The following is a 20,925-nucleotide window of genomic DNA, read 5'->3' on the forward strand; positions in this document are numbered from 1 at the left end:
CGAGGTTTATCGCGATAGTTGGTGCTGCTGTACGATGAATACCTGATCATAATGACGCCTTTGGTTTAGGCAGTCACGAGAAATAAAATCAGAAAAAATGCTCGCGTTTATCAAAGTATTTCCGCGAAACGACAACGACGCAACAAAGGTCGCGCGTTAAGCTTGATGTCCATGCCGGAGGTTAATTCTGGAACTTTCAATTCGCCAAGAGCGCCGCAGACACGATAGGTCTCTGCAACATGACATACACCGTCACGACCCTCTGCACGATCACCGCGGTGCGGCTCCAGTAGCGCCCAAACAGCTAAGCATCAGATGGAGTCGTCCAGCGCTCCAACAGGCGCAAAGCAACGATGGCGAGAAATATCCCTAGCAAGCCGCCAATGATCTTTTCGGAGGCATCCAGCAATTTGCCATGACGATCTGGCGTCAGGGTTTGCAAAAATTCGAGCGCGACTGCGCTACTCGGCACGACGCTGCATACAAATTTCAATCGCTTCCGATAGGCGGTACAAAATGCGAAGCCTAAAAACGCAAAGGCGGCGACGTGTTCGATGTCGGCCGAATTGCTCAGTTGAGGCCTATCGCCGATGGGAGACAGAGTCGCGTAACTGATGAATGCAAGAGAGGTCCAGGCCACGGCGGCAGAGAGTTTGTGCGGCATGATGGTTCCTGAAAATTCTCGTGGCCTGGAGCCTCGGAAACTGCTGGCGCATTGTGGCGAACAATTGAGCGGTTCGAGTTGATAATCACTGACGTGTGGTCAGTTCGTCGCAGCAAGAGGAGGCAGCACACTGCTCGCCGTCCTCACAAGCTTTCGACTTCCGTTCACCTCGACGAACGTAACAGTCACTTCGACCAAGCTACGCCGCTGGTCTGAAGCCTCCTGAGTCTGGATCAGCAGTACCAGATTGCCCATTCCATTATTGTCTTCGTAGCCTTGTCCATCATCCACCCCGAAGGACTTTGCGGGCGGCACGACGGGGAGATAGGAGTTTCCAATCTCAACGTAGGATATGAGAGCGTCCACGGGCTTGCCGATCTGAACTGATGAAATTCTAACCCGGTAGGGGAGCTGTGATGTAAATTCCAATCTGCCGAGCCTCATTTTCTGTGGATTGAGACTGTCAAACATCTGAAGCGTCACGTTTAGCGCTTTGGCGTCTTCGTTCTCCCAGCGGACGCCTTGGCGTCTATATGCAAGGACGGCAAACAAGAGCGAAGTCAGAGACACCGTTAAGACGATTAGGCTGAGGATCGGCCCGACAAACGGCTTGGACAGAAAATCCCTGATCATCTCGAACGCTGTTGGCCCTGTGCTCATGCTCGTGTCCCGGAAGGTCTGATTCGACCGCGTTACTGAGGATGACACGTCAAGCGAGCGCCGGGGGGGTATTGCTCGCTTGTCCGGCTTATTCACAGGGCAGACGCCGAGCCGCCCCCAAAAGAGGATGGGGGCTTCTGTAAGGTCGTGAAGGTCGTGCTCGCAGTTATCGACGGTGCACGCACGCCTGCACGTACTCCCTAATGGCGGGATCCCCCTTGCTCACACTGAGACGGCAATCAGCTTTCGGATAATGTCTAAATGAATGGTCTTCGCCACGACATCTCTCCTCGCCTTGATCTCGACGACGCCGCAGATGCTCGGGCAACTGCAAGTCGCGCGCAAGCGTTTGTCAAGGGATGGCGAGTCGCAGGGCGTCCTGGCCAGCGGTCGTGATCCGATAGGTCCCGCTCTCGTTTCCGAGTTCAAGCCATCCCTTCGCAACCAACTTGACGATCGTGCGATGCCCTGTCGGAGCGAGGGCGTCCAGTTTCTAAGACGCGCGGCTTGCAACCGAAGATTCCTAGCACTCTCCGTCCAAACATGACATGGTGATCCATATTCGCGTTTCGGAGGGAAAGCCCGATGCGCCTTGCATTGCCTTATCTCGGGATTTGTCTTTGCGCGTCACTCGCGGCGTGGTTGTCCTTCACGCTGCTCTATTGACCGAGCAAACCATCGCCAGGTGTCAGCAGCCGCACGTAGGTACCGCTCTCGTGCAGGTCGAGCCAGCCGCGCTCGACGGCATACTTGATGCCGGCACCGAACTCTGTGCCGCTTCTCTTGAGCGTGTAGAGGAAAGGAGCCGCTTCTATTTTTTAGGAGCAATCCCATCTCTCGCGCCATCCGCTTCACCGATCCGGTATGCCGCCCGAGGACTGCCGCAATTTCCGACGCGGCGCGCCGACGTGCCATCGCGGCAAGCCTCTTTCGCTCGCTCTCGGTCCACTGCTTTGGCTTGGATGATTTCATTTCGAGATCATCCGGCTGGCTCGACGAAATCGATACTGGGAAATTTCCGGGTGGCAACCCTTGACGGCTTGGTGCAGGCCGGAGTCTGATCACCGGCATGGGGCGACATCAGCACGACATCGATGATCTCGCGCGCATGGAGCGCATCTGCCTGGATTTGGCGGAGGAGAGCAGGGTGCCCAGAGAGGCCGGCGCATTGCGCGAGATGGCGGAAAACTACGGTCGAGAGGCTGCGAAACTGATCGTGGCTAGGACCGTAGATTGCCCGCGACGGGAACGAAAAAAACGAGCGATTTCAGCAAGGTTGACAAGACACCCCTGGTGCTGGATTGCCGGCACCAGATAGTGCGCAGTTTCTTGGGTGGAGACCGGTAGGAGTCTAGGAGCCGAACAGGCCACTCTTCGGTGGCGTTTTTTGTGCTTTCCTCGGTCGCAAAGGTGCAACCGCGCGGCTCGCGAGTCGCTCCCGCAGGCTTGTAGGCTTGTAGAAGGAAAGCAGACCCTGACCGCGGTCATCAGTGCGGGTTGTTGACCGCGGCAACGTCCGCCGTTCGCATCCAGGTATAACCATCTGTACTCCGGCCGCTGTGCGCTCGACTTCAGACATTTTGCTCCCTTTTGACTCGTTACCTGGAAGAAGAACTTAATCTCCAACCCCCATTCCGGCGCCCACCGCTTTGTTTACTCTCATAGGCGGTTGAGGGTGCTGGAAGCGACCCGTTCAATCTTGCTACCTAAATTGCTACCCAACTAGGTAGCACGAACGAAAACGGGCAGGGACGAACAGATACCTCCTCCCCAACATTCGCGCCGAATTAGTAATTGCCTGAGGTGGCAAGGTACTAGCTGTTATGAAAGTTCGAGAACTGCAAAACCGTTTATACCCGTTCGGCATCAGCGGCAGCGAAGGAAACCGGTTGCCTCGCACTCTAGGAGATCGAGAAGGCGCGATCGGGGCCAGCCCCGTCTAGGTGAGAGCAATGTAGGAGCTGAACAAACCATTTTTCGGGAGTGACTTTTGTCCTCTGCTCGGCCGCAGGGGTGCGTCTGCGCGGCTCTCAAGCTTCTCGCGCAAGCTCGGCGGCTTGTAAAAGTGAAGCAGGCCCTGACCGATCTCGTCAACGCGGCTTGTAGACTTCGGCAAGGTCCGCCGCTCGCATCCAGGAATAATCATCTGGAGTCCGGCGGAGGTGCGTTCGACGTCAGACATGTTGCGACTCCAATTATTCAAAAGGCCCGTTCAGAGGGGTAACTGGCTCTCTCCCCCGCCGGAAGGATAAACGGCCCGCTCAAACGAAGGAACGGAAGGCGGTTCGGTCCCAATGCGTGTTCCACACTTTCGTGGTGACTGCTGGGGGCTGCCGTTTACAACGCGATGGGCCCGCTCACTTGGCTAAGTGGTTGAAGAAGCAAGAGCGGCGGCCTCGCCGCTATGTCTGTTCACCGTCCCACTTGCTGTCTCACTAATTAGTGAGCTGACTCGGCTGGTTCCCACGAGCTCCATAAGCGGACCATTAGGGTCGCTTCTGCTCGTTGTCGGGTCTTTCTGCAGTTACTCAGCTCCGCTCCGAGAAGGATCTCCTTTGGGATGTTTGCCTCGCCAAAGATCGTATTTCTCCTTCATGCACTTACCGCACGGTCTGTAGCCAGCAGCGATCGCTGTGGCTTCATCGGCAAAGAAAACTCGGTGTTTTTGGTAGGTGCTGCCGGCCGCAACTGCTCTCATGGCAGAAGCGCAGTCTAAGCGCCCGTAGATCTTCATCCGGCCGTTCCCGCCGAAGGAGCCCTGGATGCTGCTTAGGTGCACCTGCCTGTCTGCGCCAAGCAAGCGATACATCTTTGACATGCTTTGCCGTTCTTCAGGGCGGGCCAGACCCAGAACAGCTCCTAGCCAGCCCACCGCGGTTGCCGTCTCATTGTTCCAAGTACTGTTTCATCAATTGGTAAGCTGACTCGATAGGTCTTTAAACCCCCGACTATGACGGCAGCGCCTTGCCATGACGTCGGTGCACTCGCTCGCCGTGGCAGATCTGCCTGCCAGCAAGATTGGGTTGGATCGTCCAAGTGTCTCTAGCTTGTGTGTAAGAGCGGCAGCACCCAGGCGAGCCCAGCTGCTTTGAGGATGGAGGAGTGCTTCCTCAGCCTGCGGCAGGTGGAGGGCTTCGGCGAGGCGAGTATCGATCGTCTGCCGGCTTTGCGCGAGTTGCTCGAGCGTTGCCGAGTGCGCACCTGCTCAGGGGCATCGTGCGGATGAACAGCAGTCCGGCAGACGGCGGCGCCTGTCGCGGAGGTTTGCCTGACGACCGGTTGCATACCAGGCTGCAAGGGCTTTGCCGAAAAGTGCGACAATGCCTCGGGTTTCCCCGGGTTTGCGAGGGTCCGATTTTGGCGCTGGCGCTGTCGCACCCATTGAAATCATTGGGCCGTGGTTGCCCTGCCACTCCTGCCAGCGAAATCAAACGCTTAGCTAGGATGTGGCGATCAGCGATCGGCTGGATATTGCTAGATGGCGTGAGCCCTAGGCGATGACCTGCCGTTTCCAGATCGCCTCCGCAAGGGCGATATCGGCCACAGACTCTGCGCCGGAAGCCAGCGGCGTCCTCCGTTCCACGATATCGGCGACGAATGCATCGGCTTGACGCCGAAACGCCCAGCTCGTGTCGCGCCGCAATTGCGTGCGTTGTCCTTGCTGATCGAGGATGACCTCCGCCTCCTGCTCGGCAAAAGGCGGGGGCAATTCGATGGTCAGCGCGCCCCGCTCGAACGCGATGCTCAGCCCCTCGCGCCAGACGCCTTCGGATCCGTTCGCGAGTTGCAGCGCGCAGGCGACGCCGTCGAAGTCGAGCGTCACGGTCGCCGCGCCCGAGCTCTCGATGGTGCTTTCCGCGACTGTCGGTGACGATCCGAGCATGTAACGCGCGAGGTTGATGATATGGCTGAACACATTCAAAAAATTGTCGTAGCCGGGTAGCATCACGCCCGGCATCCAGTCTGGGCTGTCCTGCCAGAGCTCGAGCCCGTCCGGCCGCACTTCGCCGGTCATGACGAAATTGTCCTGCGACCGGCCAGTGCTGCCGCCGAAGCACCAGCCTCGCGCGCCGACAATGCGTCCAAGCGACTGATCCGTTCGCAGGCGCGCCAACTCGGCCAGCGCGCGCGCCACGCCGGCGTCGTGACGCTTCATGTAGCCGATGCTGTAGACGAGGTTGTGCCGCCGCGCCGCCTCGGCCAGCGCAACGGCCTGAGCCGCGGTGTAGGCCATCGGCTTTTCCGACAGCACATGGCGGCCGCTGTTCAACGCATCCAGCACGATCGGGCCGGTGGCGCGACGCTTCGTAACGACGACGACGGCCGACACCTCGCTATCCGCCAGCAATTCCCGGTGCGTGCCGTAGACCCGCGCGATGTCGAATTTCTGCGCCGCTGCGGCGGCGAGATCAGGCCGGAGATCCGCGATCGCGACAACGCGGCAGGCGGGGTTCGCGGCGAAATTGGCGAGGTGGCACATCTGGCCGACCATGCCCGTTCCGATGATGCCAATGCCCGGCCTCACTTGCTAGGACCCTCGAAGCGTTTCCGGAGAACGAGGAAATGCGCCGGCTGTCCCCAGGTGTTGATGAACGCCCGGTCTGACTGGGTGAGGGCGGTGACTGTGGACGCATCCCGTCGCCCGATCGCGTCAAAGATGCGATGGAAGCTGTCGAGGGTCGCGATGATGGCGTCGATGTCGGACGCATCGTCGGCAAGAATGTCCGTCGCCGGTATCGTCTCGCGCAGTGACGCGAGGTTCGCGATCACACGGGGCAGGCTGGCGCCGAAGGGATCGTCGATCATCGCATCGACATCGAGAACCAGTGTCTCGATCGAAGCCGAGATCGCCTCGACCGCTTCGGTCTTGCCGGCCAGATAGAGCTTCCGTCCGCCGAGAAAGCTCAGACGGCTGCGACCGAGGTGGCGCGTCGCGCGGCGCAGCTTCTCGTCGTCGGAGAGGACCTTCTTGTGCCAGTAGACGTCCAGGCTGTCGCGATAGACGGGCCACCCCGAACAGATATCGAACCCCTGCTCGTGCGCCGCCGTGCACAAGGCCCCCGCGTCGAGGAAGTAGCGGTGCCGGACGAAAGGGTTCTCGAGCACGTCCATCAGCCAGGATTCGAAGCTGCGCGTGTGCGGAATGCTGTTCCATTTCGCGTCGAACAGCAGCTTCGCCGTCTCGAGCCCGGGACGGCCCGTCAGTGCCTTGCCGGCCGCATGAATCGCCTTGAGCGCGAGCTCGAAGAAGCCGCCGTAGCGCTCGTAGTAGGAAACGACGGCGTAACCGTCCGGATTGAGCAGCCGGTGAAAGATGCCGAGCCAATTTTCAGTCGGCTGCACCGTGTAGATGAATCCTTCGGCATCGATAATGTCGAAACGACGATCGCTACGAAATCCTTCGACGTCGAACGACACGAGTTCGCGGAGACGTTGGGCTTGGCTGAAATGCGCGAAGTAAGCCTGGATTTTTGCGTGCGCATGCCGGTTCGGCTCGGCGAGCGTCATGTTCGCGCCCCAGCTCGCAAACACGAGCGCGTTCTCGCCGGAATCAGGGCCGAATTCGAGCATGTCGGCGTCGCGGAACAACCGCGGCGGCAGCACCAGCTTGTCCGAAAACAACTCGCGCCGCAGGCCGGCATAGGCTTCGAGTTCGGCGGCGGATTTGAAATTCCCGAACGTCGGTAGGACGTCCTGACGTTCGTAATAGTTGAAGAGCTTGTCCTCAGCCATGCCGCGACCCTGCGGCCGCCTCGAGACGATCGAGCTCGCTCCAGATGTCGGAGGGCGCGAAGATCGAAACGATGTGGAGCGGACGCTTCACGTTTTCACGCAGCCGGCTGCCGACCTTGTCTTCGTTCTCCTGGTTCACGGCCAGAAGACAGACGAGCGGCTCCGACTTGCCGGCGAGGTCCTCCGGCGGGCGGATCGGAATGCCGGTGCCGGGCAGGAACAAGCCCTGGCGCTCCTTCTGGTCGTCGACCGAGAGGTCGACAAGATCCGCAAATTCATGGGCATTGGTGAAGGTGCAGGCGCGGCAGCCGGCGCCGTAGATGGCAATCTCGGTGCCGTCGGCGCGGGCCTTGGCGAGGATCGGGCGAAGACGCGCGCCGTACTCCCTGGCGCGCCGACCGAATTTCTCGCCGACGCCGGACGGCGCGGCCGGCGTCGTCACGTCGCGCGTCGCGCGTCGCGCTGCAATCGCGAGGCTGCCGCCGCTGAAATTGTACTTCTTCACCGACACCGCCTCGAAGCCGTGGCGCGCCAGCAGCGACAGCAGCGTCGGCTCGGTGAAATAGCTGACGTGCTCCTCCCACAGGACGGAGAGGTCGCCCGCCGTCGAGCCGGGCGCGAAATCAGGCACATCGATGAACAGCAGCCCGTCGTCGCGTAGCGCGATTTTCACGCAGTCGAAAAAGTTCTCGAAATCGACGATGTGCTCCAGCACCTGGCGCGACACGACGAGGTCGAACTTGCCGGCCTCGGCAACCGCGTCGTGAGACAGCGCCGGGCTGATCATGTCGGCATAGACCTTGACGCCACGCTCGCGGGCGATCTTGCCGGACACCGGGTTGGGCTCGACGCCCACCAAAACCTTCGCGCCGCGTTCGCGAAGCCTGTCCATGAACAGGCCGTCGTTGCATCCGATCTCGAACACGGATTGGTGGCTCGAGAATTTGGCGATGGTGTCGAGTTCGTCGACCTGGTGCGGCTCCGGCTTCCAGCTGCTGAAATTGTAGTTGAACTGCCGATACAGAATGTCGGGATCGATCGGCTTCACGATCTGGGGCAGGCCGCACTCGCCGCAGGCGAACACCTCGAACGGATACCGTTCGTCCTGTTCGTCGCGGCTGTGCCGAAGCCGATGCGCAATCGGCATCTGTCCGAGGTCGATGACCGGGCGCAAATTGGTCGAATGGCAGAGGCGGCAATGATTAGTCATCGGTAGCAACCTCTGCTGGAATGGCTCGTGAAGTATGGCGATGGGCCAGATGCTTCGCGGCGAGCGCACCGGTCCTAGTGACATAGTCCTGCACTTCCGCGGCATCGCCGCCATCCGGAGCCCAGTCGGGAAACGCCGTGCGGGAGGGATCGAACGGACCGGCGGTGGTTTCGTGAAACACCAGCCACTCCGAGGTGATCAGGATCGAGTGAAGCACCTGCTCGGGCATCCGGTAGTAGCAGAGCGCGCCCCGACCGTACGGCGCCATCTCTAGCACGTCGCGAATGTGGCCGTCGTCCTCGAAGATCACGACCTGCGCGGTACCCTCGATCAAATGAAACGACTCAGGTTTGCCAAAATGCTTGTGAGGCCGCACATAGGCCTCGCGATGATGCACGATCAGCATCTCGTGTAGGCCGGACGAGGGATCGGGATGCATGCACAGCCGGCTGCGCAGACGCGGATTGCCTGCGGCGATGCGCTTCAGTTCCGCGATCGTGGCGTCGTCCGCCGTGACGATGGCGTCGTCCGAATAATACACTTCAAGATTTTGCGCTCGCAGCGAGGCCGGCCGGCGCAGGCCCGTTGCTTCATTCGAAGAAGATGAACCCATGGTCGCCCCGGTAGCCGCATTTGTCGTAGATCCAGGCCCAGGTTTTCGGACCATGGAAACTCAGGCAGGTGAGCTGCCAGTAGAGCAGGTTCGCCTTCTCGCGCTCGTCGCGGAACGATTCCACCATCAGATATTTCGAGGTGCCGCGTCCAACGCGCTCGATCTCCGACACGGCGCGGAAGACGTCCTCGAGCGGAAGATTGTGGAGCACGCCGAGCGACACCACGAGATCGAAGCTGTGGTCGGGGTAGGGGAGCTCGACGGCGCTGCCGACCTTCAATTGCGGTCGCACCTCTTCCTTGGCATTGGCGATGCCATAGTCGGAGATGTCGATGCCGGCGATGGTGAGGCCAGGGACGAGTTGGGTGAATTCGTAGAGCAAATAGCCCTTGCCGCAGCCGACATCGAGCACGCTCATCCCGGGCTTGATGCCGTAGCGGTCGATCAGGGTCTGGGCGAGCGGCCGCCACCGTCCGTCGTAGCTATAACCGCCATAGCCATAGCGGCGGTCGCCGTCCCAGTAGTCGCGTCCCCATTGCCGCGCGACAGTGGCAGATTCCGCCTTGTCGTGCTCGACGACCCGCTGAACGTAGTGCCGCTTGGTCGATGCGTGCATTGGCTGGAGCAGGTTGATCTCGGTCATTGTTTTCAACCGGTCCGCGGCATCGTCACAGGATGGTCGCGAATTTGTTGACGAGCAGGATGTCCTCGACCGCCTGAATGTTGTCGCGCGAGGACAGCGTGATCTCCTCGACGGCCGCGTGCAGGTCGCAGCCCTCGCTCAGCACGCGGTCATAGATCTTCCGCCGCCTTGCCTCGTCGGGCGGCAGCATGAAGATGCTGTAGAGAATCAAGCCGCGCAATCGAGGCAACTCGTCCAGGATGTCCTCGAGCACCATGTAGCTGCCGGGCATAGTGTGCTCGGCGGCGCTGAGCAGATAATGCAGGTTCTTCCGCCGCGCGTAGTCGCGGATCACGATGTTCTGGACGTGCTGCGGGGTGCGGCTGCCGTTCAGCGGCCGGGCGCCGATATAGCCGCGATGGCCGGCTCGCTCAGCCATGGAAGCCTCCCGGGAGCTTGTATTGCATGCCGACGCGGGTCGCCGGACGTAGCAGGATCGGTTCGAAGAATTCGCCGAATCGCTTGTCCGCATAGGGCGACATGATGCTCTTGAAGCGGCAGTTCATGCTCCAACGCGAGCCGGCTTCCTCGTTGACGCGATTGCCGTGCATCAGGGTCTGGTTGAACAGCATCACGTGACCGTAGGGAATCTCGATGAAGGTCGCGTGCGGCTTGATGGTCTGGTAGAGTTCCTCGGCGCTGCGCAGGCTGGCCATCCGGTCCTGCATGTCGCCGTTCAGGGATGGCGGCAGCAGATACATCGATTTGGTGCGGTGGACGTCGACCAGCGGTACCCACACCACGACCTCGAACGGCGAGTCGCCCGACCAGACGTCGGAATGGGTGGCGAGGAGCGACGAATCGTCTCCGGGCAGCTGGATGCTGAGATTGACGCGGCGCTGCATGCAGAGTTCGTTGCCGACGATGGTCTCGATCGTCGAGCGCGCCAGACGGAAATAGGTCGGCCGGAACCAGGGTTCTGCATTGAGGCCGTTGAAGACGTGCAGCCGCAGGCCGTTGAGATCATCGACGCTCACCCGCGTGTGGATGGTGTCGAGCATCGCGTAGGGGTCGTTGCCGTGTGGCAGCTTCAAAAAGTCCGCCGCGAGCTCGGCGGCGCGCCGCTGGATCCGGTCGAGCCCGGCGCGATCGTCGGCCGGCGTGGTGACGAAGCCGTCATCGATGAAACGTTGCGCCAATGCCTGCTCATCGGCCTCGAGGAAAGCCGTGTCCGTCATGCAAAGTACTCCCGGGCGGTCGCGCAAATATAGTTGATGTCCGAGGTCGAGAGGAACTGGTTGATGGGGAGCGTGAGGATCTGATCTGCCTGCCGCTCGGTCGCCGGGAACGCGCCGCGACCGTGGCCAAGATGCGCAGCCGCCTCCTGGAGGTGGATCGGTACCGGATAGTGGATCGCGGTCTCGATACCTTTGTCGGCAAGATATTTTTGGAAGCTATCGCGACGGTCCGTCTGCACGACGAAGGTGTGGAAGGTGTTGAACTCGATGTTGCGACAAAGCGGGATGAACAGGGGAAGGCCGGCGAGCTCGGCGCGGTATTGCGCGGCGTTGCGGCGCCGGCGTTCGATGACAGAGGGCAGGTGACGCAAGCGAATCCGGAGCACCTCGGCCTGGACCGTGTCGAGGCGTGACACGATGCCCCATTCCTGGACGTCACTGCGATTGATCAGGCCATGATTGCGCAGGCGGCGAATTCTCGCGGCAAGCTCGGCGTCGGCGGTGACGACGAAGCCGGCGTCGCCCGCGGCATTGAGGTTCTTCAGCGGGTGGGCGGAGAAGCAGCCGAACGTTCCGATGGTCCCGCTCATCCGCCCGTCATAGGTCGAGCCGACGGCCTGCGCGCTGTCCTCGATCACGGCGAGAGCGTGCTTGGCCGCGATCGCCATCAGCGGGTTCATGTCCGCCATGCGTCCGGTCAGGTGCACCGGCATGATCGCTTTGGTGCGCGAGGTGACGGCGGCCTCAACTGCGGCGGGATCGATATTCTGGTCCGGCAGCACGTCCGCAAACACGGGCTTGGCGCCGACGGCAATGATGGCCGCGGTCGATGCCACGAACGAATTGGGTGGGGTAATCACCTCGTCCCCGGGACCAATGTTGAGCGCCCTCAAGGACAGGATCAGCGCATCGGTGCCGGAATTCAGCGTCACCACATGCGGCGAGCCGACATAAGTGGTGAGCTCCTCTTCGAACTTGGCAATGGCCGCGCCGCCGATGAAATCGCCGCGCCGGAATACGCCCTCGACCGCCTGCATGATCTCAACGCGCTCTTCCTCGAATTGGGCGGGAAGATTGACGTAACCGATGCGCCGGCGGCCGGTGTCAGCGTCCATGGCAGAACGCCCGAACGATCTCGATGACGCGGTCCTGCTGCGCCCGTGTCAGATGCTGGTCGACGGGGAAGCTGATGACTTCCCGGGCATGGCGGTCGGAGACCGGGAAGGTGCCTGGCGCGTAGCCGAGGTGTTTGAGGCCTTCCTGCTGATACAGCGGGATGGGATAGTGGATCTTCGCTTCGATGCCGTTGTCCAGGCAGTGTTTGTAGAGCTCGTCGCGGCGCTCGGCGAACACCATGTAGAGATGGTAGACGTGCTTCACGTTAGGCCGGCGCGGCGGAATGCGCAGGCCGGGCAGGCACGCGAGGCCTGCATCGTAATAGGCCGCGTTCTCGATTCGACGGCGCGTGATCTCGCTGGTCTGGCCGATCAGCCAGTTGCCGACGACCGCCTGGAGGGAATCGAGCCGCGAATTGCAGCCGAGAATCGCGATTTCGTCGCGATTCTTCATGCCGTGGTTGCGGATCAGGCGAAGCCGCTCGTTCATCCCGTCGTCGTTGGTGACGACGACGCCGGCATCGCCCCAGACGTTGAGGTTCTTCAGCGGATGCAGGGAGAAGCCGGCCGCGATACCGTGGGTGCCGGACCGCTTTCCCGCGAATTCCGACAGGATGCCCTGGCAGGAATCCTCGACCACGGGGATGTTGTGACGCTGGGCGATCGCCATCAGCCTGCCCATGTCGGTGACCTCGCCGGTCAATTGAACCGGCATGATCGCCTTGGTTTTCTCCGTGATCGCGGCTTCGACGTAGTCGACGTTCATGCAGAAGGAGTCGTCGCAGTCGACCAGCACCGGGGTCGCGCCGGTCTCGGCGATGGCGCCGACGGTGGCGATGAAGGTGTTGGCGGCCGTGATGACCTCGTCCCCATGGCCGATGCCGAGCGCCTTGAGCGGCAGCTTGAGCGCATCGGTGCCCGATCCGACGCCGATGGCGTGACGCACGCCGATCAGCTCGGCAAAGCGCCGTTCGAATTCCGCGACCGGCTTGCCCAGAGTGAAGTCACCCGTCGCCACCAGTCGGCCGATCTCGGCCAGGATCGGTGCTGGGTCGGAGAATTGCTCGAGCAGATAGGAATATCGAACGTCGTGCATGGGACCCGTCAGGTGGAATGAAGTTGCGGAGAGGAGGTGTATGAGGCGGGAAGCGCGCGCGCGATCGAGGTCGCAATGGCGTCGGCGGAAAGTCCGTGCTTCTTCAGCAGCGAGTCCTGCGATCCGTAATTGTGCATGAACCGGTCCGGCAACGACAACCGCAGCATCGCGGGCAGGCCAGAGCCGAGCTTGTCGATCAGCGTCTCCGCGACCGCGCTGCCCAGGCCGCCCGAGGGCACGTGCTCCTCCAGCGTCGCCACTAGCCTGATACCCCGGATCGCTTGCAGCAGCGCCTTGGTGTCGAGCGGCTTGACCGTGTGCATGTGCAGGATGCCGGCGCGAATGCCTTGCGCGGCCAGCAGGTCGGCCGCAGCGAGTGCCCGCTGGAGCATGATGCCTGTCGTGATCATGACGACGTCGCCTGGCGGCCGCATCAGGATGGCCTTGCCGATCTCGAAGCCGTGCTCGGCCTTTGAGACTACGGCGTCGCCACCTTTGCCGAGCCGGATGTAGATCGGCCCGGTCCAGTCGAGCGTTTGCCCCATCAGCCGCGCCGCTTCGTCGGCGTCGCACGGGCAGACCACCGTCATGTTCGGCAGCGCCCGCATGATGGCGATATCCTCGATCGCCTGGTGGGTGGGGCCGAGCGGGGCGTAGACGAGCCCGCCGCCATTGGCGATCAACCGCACCGGCAGATTGTGCAGGCACAGATCGACCGCGACCTGCTCGTAGCAGCGGCGGGTCAGAAACGTGGCGATGGTGTTGACGTAGGGCACGAAGCCTTCCATCGCGAGACCTGCCGACATGCCGATGATGTGCGCTTCCGAAATGCCTTCGATCAGGTGGCGCTTGGGAAACTCCTTGCTCATCGCGCGCAAGGTACCTGCGCCGGGATCGGAGCCGATGTAGAGCACACGCTCGTCGCGCGCGGCGAGCTTGTGGACCATGTTCATCGCGGTGTTGCGCATGAGAAGCCGATCAAAAATCCCCGACGGCGACGCGGATGGCGTCGAGCTCGCTGTCGGTGAGCTTGTTCTTGTGATGCCAATCCGCGTTGGATTCCGCGGCCGGCAGACCCTTGCCCTTGACGGTATGGCAGATGATCGCTGTGGGTTTTCCCGGAACGGCCGGGACCTGCTTCAGGACAGTGCGCAGGGCGCCGACGTCGTGGCCGTTGAGCTCCTGCACGGCAAAGCCGAAGCTGCGCCATTTGTCCGCGAGCGGCTCCAGCGGCAGGACGTAATCGGTGGGCCCGTAGCTCTGCAGCTTGTTGTAGTCGATCAGCGCGACAAGATTGTCGAGCCCGTGCTTGGCCGCGCCCATGGCAGCTTCCCACACCGATCCCTCGTTGATCTCGCCGTCGCCGAGAAGGACGAAGGTACGGTAGGTCCGCTCGCGCATGCGCGCGGCGAGCGCCAGGCCGACACCGATCGACAGTCCGTGTCCGAGCGCGCCGGTCGAGGCCTCGACCCCCGGCACCATTCCGTATTCGGGATGTCCGCCCAAAATGCTGTCGGGGCCGCAGAAACCGTCCAGCTCCGACAGCGGAAAGAATCCGCGATCGGCCAAGAGCGCATAGAGTGCCAGACACCCGTGTCCCTTGCTGAGGATCGCGCGGTCGCGGGTCGGATCGCGCGGATTGCTCGGATCGATCCGCAGCACGTCGTCGTAGAGCACGCGGACCATCTCGATCAGCGACAATGCCGGACCGACATGTCCGCGTCCCGCAGAGCGGACAGAACCGAGCACCAGGCGGCGCAGATAGAGGCTGCGCTCATCCAGCGTGCAGGCGAGGGCGGTTTCAGCGTGGGGTGAGATCCGGGTCACTTCGGTAAATCGGTTGGGCGAATCGTCTGGTGAAGTCGGCGGGCTTTGTCGAGCTGACCGGCGAGGCGGATCCTAACATCGCCACCTTGCGCAGGCATTGCGCGCCGGGAGCGGCTGTCCGGCAAATACGCGTTCAGGACAATCAGGCACCAGATTCCCTTGAACACAGGATATAGTACGTCAAGGCGGATCGCAAACGCGTCATCGCTCGCCTCGAAGGCGCGCGACAGCCGTTCGATCAAGCGATTCGCGCTCGCTTCCGGCAGGTCGCTGCCGGGGTGAATGGCGGTGTCGGACACGAGCTTGACCGGATCGTCCCAGCCAAAATATTCGAGGTCGATGAATCGCAAGCGCCCGTCTTCGGCGCGCAGCGCGTTGTGCAGTCCGAAGTCGGACGGACTCAGCGCGCGATGGGTGGGCGCAAGGTCCACCGAGGGACCCCGGCCCAGTTCCGCGTAGCGCCGGCGGAGCTGCCGAATCGCGACGGCAGTGCTGGGAACGAGGCTGCCTTCGATAAACGTGCGCAGGTCCGGATGATCATCCAATGCCCGCCTCAATGCGTCCAGGCGCTGCTCGTACTGGGCGATGGCCGCTTCTGGCGAAAAGATGCTGGCTGAGGCGTTGCGCAAATGCTGCGCGCCTTCGGCGTCGCGCAGCTTCTGCAGCCCGATGAGGAAATCGGCGAGTTGATCGGCATCGTCGCCCTGGGGGCGCAGCACCGCAGGTTCGCCGTCGAACCATTGGTATAGCGCGCAGAACGCATCCGCGTCCTTCGCGACCGGCCGTGGTGTCGACGTGATGCCGTGGCGCGCCAGGAACGAGAGTGCATCATACTCCTGTCCCAGGCGATCGCGTCCGTCGGACCGATAATGCTTGAGGGCGAGGGGCGGTCCCTCCGCCATCTCCAGCCGAAAAACCCTGTTGTTGCCGCCGGACCGTGCCGGCTGGGCGTCTGCGACACGCGCACCGGCCAGGCGGCTGCCGATTGCCATCGCATCCGGCGCGGTGATGTCGGTCTCGCTCATGCTGCAAACACCTCGCGGCGGATATCGGCCCATGTCGCGATCGGCTTGCAGTGTTCGGGGTGAGGAGGCTCCGACCGCGTGAACAGGATCGATCGCGTGGTTTTCGGAAAATGCGGTTGCTCGAAGACGTCGACCAGATCGTCGATGAAGACGTCCAGCTTCAGGCTCGCGAGCCTCTCGACCTTGGCGGCCAGTGTGTGCTCGAAATAGACGTCGTCGACGGCCAGCGCCGCATCCGCAGCGTCGATCAGGCCGGCTCCCCGCAGCCAGCCGCGCGCCGCGTCGCGCAGGTCGGTGCGGTCGGGGTCCTGATGACCGAATCGGGTCTTGTGGCTGACGATGCAGACCTTCGAGCCGGCCCGCTTGCACGCCACCAGGAATTCCCGCACGCCCGGATAGATTTCGGCGCCGCCAATTCCCTTGCCGTAGACGAAGCCTTGCAGTCCTTGCCAGGCGAGCTCGCCGCCCGCGCTGGACCGGAGATGATCCCGTAGGTCGGTCTTCAGCCCCTCCCACCCTTCCGGCACCAGCCCACGCTGAAGTGCGACGGCGGCAAAGACCTTGTCGTAGCAGATGATCGTGTTGTCGAAATCGATGCCGATCCGCACGCCGCTCACTTCAGGCTGATGTTCTGCATCATCTTGATGTTGAAGTACCGGGGGTCGTTAAGCGAGTTCGGCAGGTGGCCCGCCTTGAAAGCGTCAACGAGGCCGGACACGGCCTGCTCGATCGTATGGGACGGCGCAAAGCCGAGCTCGCGCCGGATCTTCTCCGAAGAAACGTGGTAGGAGCGGAGATCGTCGGTCGGCTCGACGACGACATCGACATTGCTGCCGACCACCGACTTGACGATGTCGGCGATCTTCATCAGCGAGTGGTTCTCGTAGCCGATATTGTACGTCTTGCCGTCGATCTTTGCGTCATCCAGCTGGAGCAGGAACAGATAAGCGGCTGACATGTCCTGGATGTGCAAATTGGGCCGGCGCTGCGTTCCGCCGAACACGCGGATGCGGCCGGTGTTAACCGCGAGATTAGTCAGGATGTTGACGACGACGTCGAGCCGCTGTCGCGGTGCGTAGCCGCAGACGGTGGCGGGGCGAACCGTGCAGGCGACGAACCCGGACGCGGCCTCGTCGGCTAGGTCGGTCTCGCACATCGCCTTGAACTTCGAGTAGTCCGTGAGCGGCTCGCAGGACAGGTCCTCGGTCACCTCGGCTTCGTCCTTGATTCCGTAGACGCTGGACGAGGAGGCATAGATGAAGCGCTTGATGCCAGCCTTCTTGGCGGCGCGCACCATCGGCCGGAAGCAGTCGTAGTTGATGGACTTGCCGAGCCCCGGGTCCAGCTCGAACGACGGGTCGTTGGAGATGCAGGCGAGGTGGATTACGGCGTTGTTGCCGCGCAGGGCCTCGTTGATCGCGGCTTCGTCACGGATGTCACCCTTGATCAGGCGCAAATTGGGATTGTCGCGGACGGCATCGAACACGTCCTCGCCATACATGAACAGGTCGAGCACGGTGACCTTGTGGCCCGCAGCGAGCAACTGGGGAACCAGCACGCTACCGACATAGCCGGCACCACCGGTGACCATCACATTCCATTTTCGACCAATCACTGTCGTTCTCCAGTATCTGCCGTCGCGCTACTTCAACAGCGCGGTGACGAACTTGACCAGCGGCACCTTTTCGACCGAGCTGCGGTGGCCGACGATCCCGACCTTGATCGCGCCGGCTGCGTTCCCGATGAAGGCGACGTCCTCGATATTGCCGCCGGCGGCAACCAGCGGCGCGGTGATCGTTAGGAAGGCGTCGCCCGCGCCGACGGTATCGACGACGGTCTTGGTGAAGGCGGGGACGCGCGTGACGCCGGTTTTCGACGAGAAGGGGTAGCAGCCGAAGGAGCCGTGCGTGATGATCATGTTGTCGCAGTCGATCTTGCCGTGCAAGCCGGCCTCGATCACGGACGCGATGTCGCTGAACTTGTCGCTTGCAGCCAGACGCGCCTCCGGCGCGTCGATGCAGATGTAGTCGGCCCGCGGATACCTCGTGATCAGGTTGTAGCCGTGATTGCCGCTGTTGCTCTGGGCATTGACCGCCAGGAATCTGGAGTTGGCGATCAGGGTGTCGATCGTGCTCGACGCGATCATGCCGTGACCGAAATCGGTGGCGATCACCACGTCCGCGCCACGGACGCGCTCCGTCGTGATACGGTCGATCTCCTTCCGATCGGCCTCGTCGAGCGGCGTGTCGTCCATGGTGTAGACTTCGAAGAGCTTGTGCAGATATCCGAGCTCGACGTACCGCGATTTGCGGGTCGTCGGACGGCCCTGAAGGCGGATCGGCGTCAACGTGACGTTCGGGCGGACATGCGCCCGAATGAACTCCTCAGGGTAGTCGTTGCCACCAAGCGTCGTGACGACCTCCACCGACTTGCAGAAGCTCGCGACATGGTTCGCCGCGGCAATGACGCCGCCCGCAAATTGCTCGCCGCTCTTGAACAGCGTGGCGACGATGTTTTCCTTCGAGGCCTTTCCGAGCGCCGTGACGTACTGGTATTCGTCGATGATGGTGTCGCCGACCAGCACGACGTGCATGTCCTGCACCTTGTCGATCAGCTTCAGCAGGCGATCGGCGCCGCCACCTTCACGGACTTTTTGCAGGTAGTCGCGGAGGGGAGGATCGTAGATGTCGAAATACCGGTTCACCAGCGACGAGGAGCTGAATGTCACGTCGCGCGTGAACACGATGCGCCCGCCGTGACGCTCGACGGCGTCGCGCTCGGTCCGGATCTTGCCGGTGACGTCGTCTTCGGGGTTTTCATAGTCAGACCCCTTCACATAGATGTCCGGCCGCACCGTATCCAGGATCGGCTCGGCGCTGGAAGTGTGATTGATGCCGACCCAATCGACGGTCGCGAGCGAGGCCAGCATCTCGGCCCGCATGTTTTCGGGGAAGATCGGCCGACCGGGTCCCTTGTTGACGTAACGGTCGGCGGTGATCGTGACCATGACGACGTCGCCGTCGTTGCGCGCCGCCTGGATGTGTCTGATATGGCCGAGATGCACGAGGTCGAAGACGCCATGGCAGAGTGCAACCTTCCGGCCCCGCGCTTGCGCGGAGCGCGCGATCTCGCCCAGTTCCTCGATTGTCCTGATCTTTTCGTGCTCCGCCAGTTGGTCGTTCAACGCGGGATTGTCGGTCGGAATATAGCCCATGTGAATTACCTAAAGCGCCGGCCGGCCTCAGCCGGGCGGCCCGGAATTGATCGATTCGCGGCAACGATACCCGGCGAACCTGTTCACTGGCTTGCCTTCTGCGGCGCGCCGGATGGCGCGTCGTTGTTGTCTGCGAGATATTTGAACCAGTCCTTCGTGGCGTCCGCGATCTTGTCCACTGTCCACAGGGGAGCGTCCTTGTACTGATCCATCGAATTCAGCATCGTCGCGACCCCGTCCTCAAATCTTACCTTCGGCGTCCATTTCAGGATCCGCTTGATCTTGGTGATGTCGGCATAGGTGCAATCGGGCTCGCCGGGACGCTTGGGAATGTGGACCTTGTCGCCGCCGAGAAGCTCAACCAGCCGGTTGACACTGTAGGTGTTGTCGGAGCCGACGTTGAAAATCTCGTTCGAGACCTCGGAGCGCGCGGCGGTCACGAAAGCATCGGCGACATCGCTGACGAAGGTGAAGTCGCGGGTCTGTTCGCCATCGCCGACCACCGTGAAGGGCTTGCCGGCGAGCTTCTGCGCCATGAACACGCCGAACACGGCGCCGTAGGTGCCCGTGGTGCGATGGCGCGGCCCGTACACGTTGAACAGGCGCAGCGCGACCGCGGGCAGCTTGTAGACCTGGCACCAGTGCATGACGCACTGCTCGCCGAGATTCTTGGTGAGGGCATAAGGATACATCGGTCGGATCTCAGCGCTCTCCGGCGTCGGATAGACATCGGGAATTCCGTAGCAGGAGGACGACGCAGCATAAACGAAGCGGCTGACGCCGGCCTGCCGGGCAGCCTCGAGAACGTTGATCGTGCCGTCGACATTGGCGCGGTGATACGGGATCGGGGACTCGATCGAGGGGACGATGTCGGCCAGCGCGGCGAGATGAAACACCCAGTCGATGCCGTCGAAATGCGGCTTGATCGATTCGAGTTCGGTGACGTCGGCCCGCACGATCTTCAGTCGACCAGAATCGACACGCGAGGCCAGATTTTCGGGGCGTCCGATCACGAAATTGTCGAGCGCGACGACCTCATGGTCGTCGTCGAGGAGGCGGTCGACGAGGTGACTGCCGATGAAGCCCGCGCCACCGGTAACGATGCATTTCATAGGAACATCCGTGATGCGAATGCCCAGCGAAACAGGCCCGCCAATGTTGAGTGAAGGTGGAAACCGAATCGGCTGTTGGTCGACTTCGATGGTAATATAGCTTTGCAATCGCTGGTGATAGCCGGTATCAGGGGCGCCATGTTGCCGTCGAGCTGCCAACCCATGCCTGTGGAGCCCATCAATCCCGATCACAAGGCCTTCCTCGACGATTATGTGGGGCGCCTCCATCGCGCGACGGCGGTTGACGACGGGGTTTTCGCCAGGATTTCCGCCACCCGCACGGCTTGGTTGCGCGCGCGCGAGCAGGGCGGCCGAGTCATCTTCATCGGCAATGGAGGCTCGGCCGGCATCGCCTCCCATCTCGCGATCGATCTGGCGAAGAACGCATCGGTGCCCGCACTCTGCTTCAGCGATGCCAGCATGATGTCGTGTCTTGCCAATGATTACGGTTTCGAGCACTGGCTTGCGCATGCTGTGCGGCTGAGCGCCCGCGCCTGCGATTGCCTCGTCGCGATCAGCTCGTCGGGACGCTCGAAGAATATTCTCAATGCGGTCGCGCAGGCGCGGGCGATGAAGCTCGATGTGATCACGCTGTCGGGCATGAACGCCGAGAATCCGCTGCGCAATCTCGGCGACGTCAATTATTACGTCGACAGCCGCAGCTACAACATCGTCGAGACCACGCATCAGTTCTGGATGATGGCCGCGATCGACCTCATCATCGGTGGCGCGGAATATCCGGCGTCCTGAGGCGGTGCCGTCGATCTGATCACCACGGGGTGAGATTGCCTCACCC

Annotated in this window: 22 protein-coding genes; 2 read left to right on the forward strand and 20 right to left on the reverse strand. The window is 61.9% G+C overall.

Annotated elements, in window-relative coordinates; all coding sequences use genetic code 11:
• Positions 1–304 precede the first annotated feature (304 nt).
• On the reverse strand, positions 305–664 hold the full coding sequence (locus BRA1253DRAFT_RS37485; RefSeq protein ID WP_007602939.1) for a VanZ family protein: 360 nt from the start codon (positions 662–664) through the stop codon (positions 305–307).
• A 99-nt stretch (positions 665–763) separates the two neighbouring features.
• The gene (locus tag BRA1253DRAFT_RS37490) at positions 764–1,324 is read right to left on the reverse strand and encodes a hypothetical protein (RefSeq protein ID WP_007602940.1); all 561 of its coding nucleotides are present in this window, start codon (positions 1,322–1,324) and stop codon (positions 764–766) included.
• A gap of 548 nt (positions 1,325–1,872) precedes the next feature.
• On the opposite strand from BRA1253DRAFT_RS37490, the gene BRA1253DRAFT_RS44100 reads away from it, so the two are divergent.
• Positions 1,873–2,385 (forward strand): hypothetical protein, encoded by a 513-nt coding sequence (locus BRA1253DRAFT_RS44100; RefSeq protein ID WP_157158684.1) that lies wholly within the window; start codon positions 1,873–1,875, stop codon positions 2,383–2,385.
• A gap of 878 nt (positions 2,386–3,263) precedes the next feature.
• Here BRA1253DRAFT_RS44100 and BRA1253DRAFT_RS37500 read toward each other — a convergent pair.
• From BRA1253DRAFT_RS37500 to BRA1253DRAFT_RS37585, 18 genes are all read right to left on the reverse strand, one after another.
• Positions 3,264–3,506: a hypothetical protein gene (locus BRA1253DRAFT_RS37500; RefSeq protein ID WP_007602941.1), complete on the reverse strand. Its 243-nt coding sequence runs from the start codon at positions 3,504–3,506 to the stop codon at positions 3,264–3,266.
• Between the two features lie 342 nt (positions 3,507–3,848).
• On the reverse strand, positions 3,849–4,142 hold the full coding sequence (locus BRA1253DRAFT_RS45745) for an Ada metal-binding domain-containing protein (protein ID WP_035994702.1): 294 nt from the start codon (positions 4,140–4,142) through the stop codon (positions 3,849–3,851).
• 672 nt (positions 4,143–4,814) lie between these two features.
• Positions 4,815–5,849 (reverse strand): Gfo/Idh/MocA family protein, encoded by a 1,035-nt coding sequence (locus BRA1253DRAFT_RS37510; protein ID WP_007602943.1) that lies wholly within the window; start codon positions 5,847–5,849, stop codon positions 4,815–4,817.
• Positions 5,846–7,057: a class I SAM-dependent methyltransferase gene (locus tag BRA1253DRAFT_RS37515; protein WP_007602944.1), complete on the reverse strand. Its 1,212-nt coding sequence runs from the start codon at positions 7,055–7,057 to the stop codon at positions 5,846–5,848. Before BRA1253DRAFT_RS37515 ends, BRA1253DRAFT_RS37510 begins: the two co-directional genes overlap by 4 nt.
• On the reverse strand, positions 7,050–8,267 hold the full coding sequence (locus BRA1253DRAFT_RS37520; protein WP_007602945.1) for a class I SAM-dependent methyltransferase: 1,218 nt from the start codon (positions 8,265–8,267) through the stop codon (positions 7,050–7,052). The genes BRA1253DRAFT_RS37515 and BRA1253DRAFT_RS37520 overlap by 8 nt, the downstream gene beginning before the upstream one ends.
• Positions 8,260–8,880, reverse strand: coding sequence for a WbuC family cupin fold metalloprotein (locus tag BRA1253DRAFT_RS37525; RefSeq protein WP_007602946.1), 621 nt, complete (start codon positions 8,878–8,880; stop codon positions 8,260–8,262). Before BRA1253DRAFT_RS37525 ends, BRA1253DRAFT_RS37520 begins: the two co-directional genes overlap by 8 nt.
• On the reverse strand, positions 8,858–9,523 hold the full coding sequence (locus BRA1253DRAFT_RS37530; RefSeq protein ID WP_007602947.1) for a class I SAM-dependent methyltransferase: 666 nt from the start codon (positions 9,521–9,523) through the stop codon (positions 8,858–8,860). Before BRA1253DRAFT_RS37530 ends, BRA1253DRAFT_RS37525 begins: the two co-directional genes overlap by 23 nt.
• 25 nt (positions 9,524–9,548) lie before the next feature.
• Positions 9,549–9,941, reverse strand: a complete 393-nt coding sequence (locus BRA1253DRAFT_RS37535) for an LIC12192 family sporadic carbohydrate cluster protein (RefSeq protein WP_007602948.1) — start codon at positions 9,939–9,941, stop codon at positions 9,549–9,551.
• Positions 9,934–10,740: a sporadic carbohydrate cluster 2OG-Fe(II) oxygenase gene (locus tag BRA1253DRAFT_RS37540; RefSeq protein ID WP_007602949.1), complete on the reverse strand. Its 807-nt coding sequence runs from the start codon at positions 10,738–10,740 to the stop codon at positions 9,934–9,936. The genes BRA1253DRAFT_RS37535 and BRA1253DRAFT_RS37540 overlap by 8 nt, the downstream gene beginning before the upstream one ends.
• Positions 10,737–11,855, reverse strand: a complete 1,119-nt coding sequence (locus BRA1253DRAFT_RS37545; RefSeq protein WP_007602950.1) for a DegT/DnrJ/EryC1/StrS aminotransferase family protein — start codon at positions 11,853–11,855, stop codon at positions 10,737–10,739. Before BRA1253DRAFT_RS37545 ends, BRA1253DRAFT_RS37540 begins: the two co-directional genes overlap by 4 nt.
• The gene (locus BRA1253DRAFT_RS37550; protein WP_007602951.1) at positions 11,845–12,951 is read right to left on the reverse strand and encodes a DegT/DnrJ/EryC1/StrS aminotransferase family protein; all 1,107 of its coding nucleotides are present in this window, start codon (positions 12,949–12,951) and stop codon (positions 11,845–11,847) included. Before BRA1253DRAFT_RS37550 ends, BRA1253DRAFT_RS37545 begins: the two co-directional genes overlap by 11 nt.
• An 8-nt stretch (positions 12,952–12,959) precedes the next feature.
• Positions 12,960–13,919, reverse strand: a complete 960-nt coding sequence (locus BRA1253DRAFT_RS37555; protein WP_007602952.1) for a transketolase family protein — start codon at positions 13,917–13,919, stop codon at positions 12,960–12,962.
• Positions 13,920–13,929: 10 nt separating this feature from the next.
• Entirely contained in the window at positions 13,930–14,778 is an 849-nt protein-coding gene (locus BRA1253DRAFT_RS37560; RefSeq protein ID WP_007602953.1) for a transketolase, read from the reverse strand.
• Positions 14,775–15,803, reverse strand: coding sequence for an aminoglycoside phosphotransferase family protein (locus tag BRA1253DRAFT_RS37565; RefSeq protein WP_007602960.1), 1,029 nt, complete (start codon positions 15,801–15,803; stop codon positions 14,775–14,777). The genes BRA1253DRAFT_RS37560 and BRA1253DRAFT_RS37565 overlap by 4 nt, the downstream gene beginning before the upstream one ends.
• Complete coding sequence (locus BRA1253DRAFT_RS37570; protein ID WP_245286052.1) at positions 15,800–16,411, reverse strand: hypothetical protein; 612 nt, start codon at positions 16,409–16,411, stop codon at positions 15,800–15,802. The genes BRA1253DRAFT_RS37565 and BRA1253DRAFT_RS37570 overlap by 4 nt, the downstream gene beginning before the upstream one ends.
• A 5-nt stretch (positions 16,412–16,416) precedes the next feature.
• Positions 16,417–17,418 carry an NAD(P)-dependent oxidoreductase gene (locus BRA1253DRAFT_RS37575; protein WP_007602964.1) on the reverse strand — a complete coding sequence of 334 codons (1,002 nt, stop codon included), beginning with the start codon at positions 17,416–17,418 and terminating at the stop codon, positions 16,417–16,419.
• 27 nt (positions 17,419–17,445) lie between these two features.
• Positions 17,446–19,017, reverse strand: coding sequence for a PfkB family carbohydrate kinase (locus BRA1253DRAFT_RS37580; RefSeq protein ID WP_007602965.1), 1,572 nt, complete (start codon positions 19,015–19,017; stop codon positions 17,446–17,448).
• An 83-nt stretch (positions 19,018–19,100) separates the two neighbouring features.
• Entirely contained in the window at positions 19,101–20,129 is a 1,029-nt protein-coding gene (locus BRA1253DRAFT_RS37585) for an SDR family oxidoreductase (protein WP_007602976.1), read from the reverse strand.
• A gap of 162 nt (positions 20,130–20,291) precedes the next feature.
• On the opposite strand from BRA1253DRAFT_RS37585, the gene BRA1253DRAFT_RS37590 reads away from it, so the two are divergent.
• The gene (locus tag BRA1253DRAFT_RS37590) at positions 20,292–20,879 is read left to right on the forward strand and encodes an SIS domain-containing protein (RefSeq protein ID WP_007602979.1); all 588 of its coding nucleotides are present in this window, start codon (positions 20,292–20,294) and stop codon (positions 20,877–20,879) included.
• The last annotated feature ends 46 nt before the right edge of the window (positions 20,880–20,925 follow it).

Source organism: Bradyrhizobium sp. WSM1253 (assembly GCF_000244935.1).
GTDB lineage: Bacteria > Pseudomonadota > Alphaproteobacteria > Rhizobiales > Xanthobacteraceae > Bradyrhizobium > Bradyrhizobium canariense.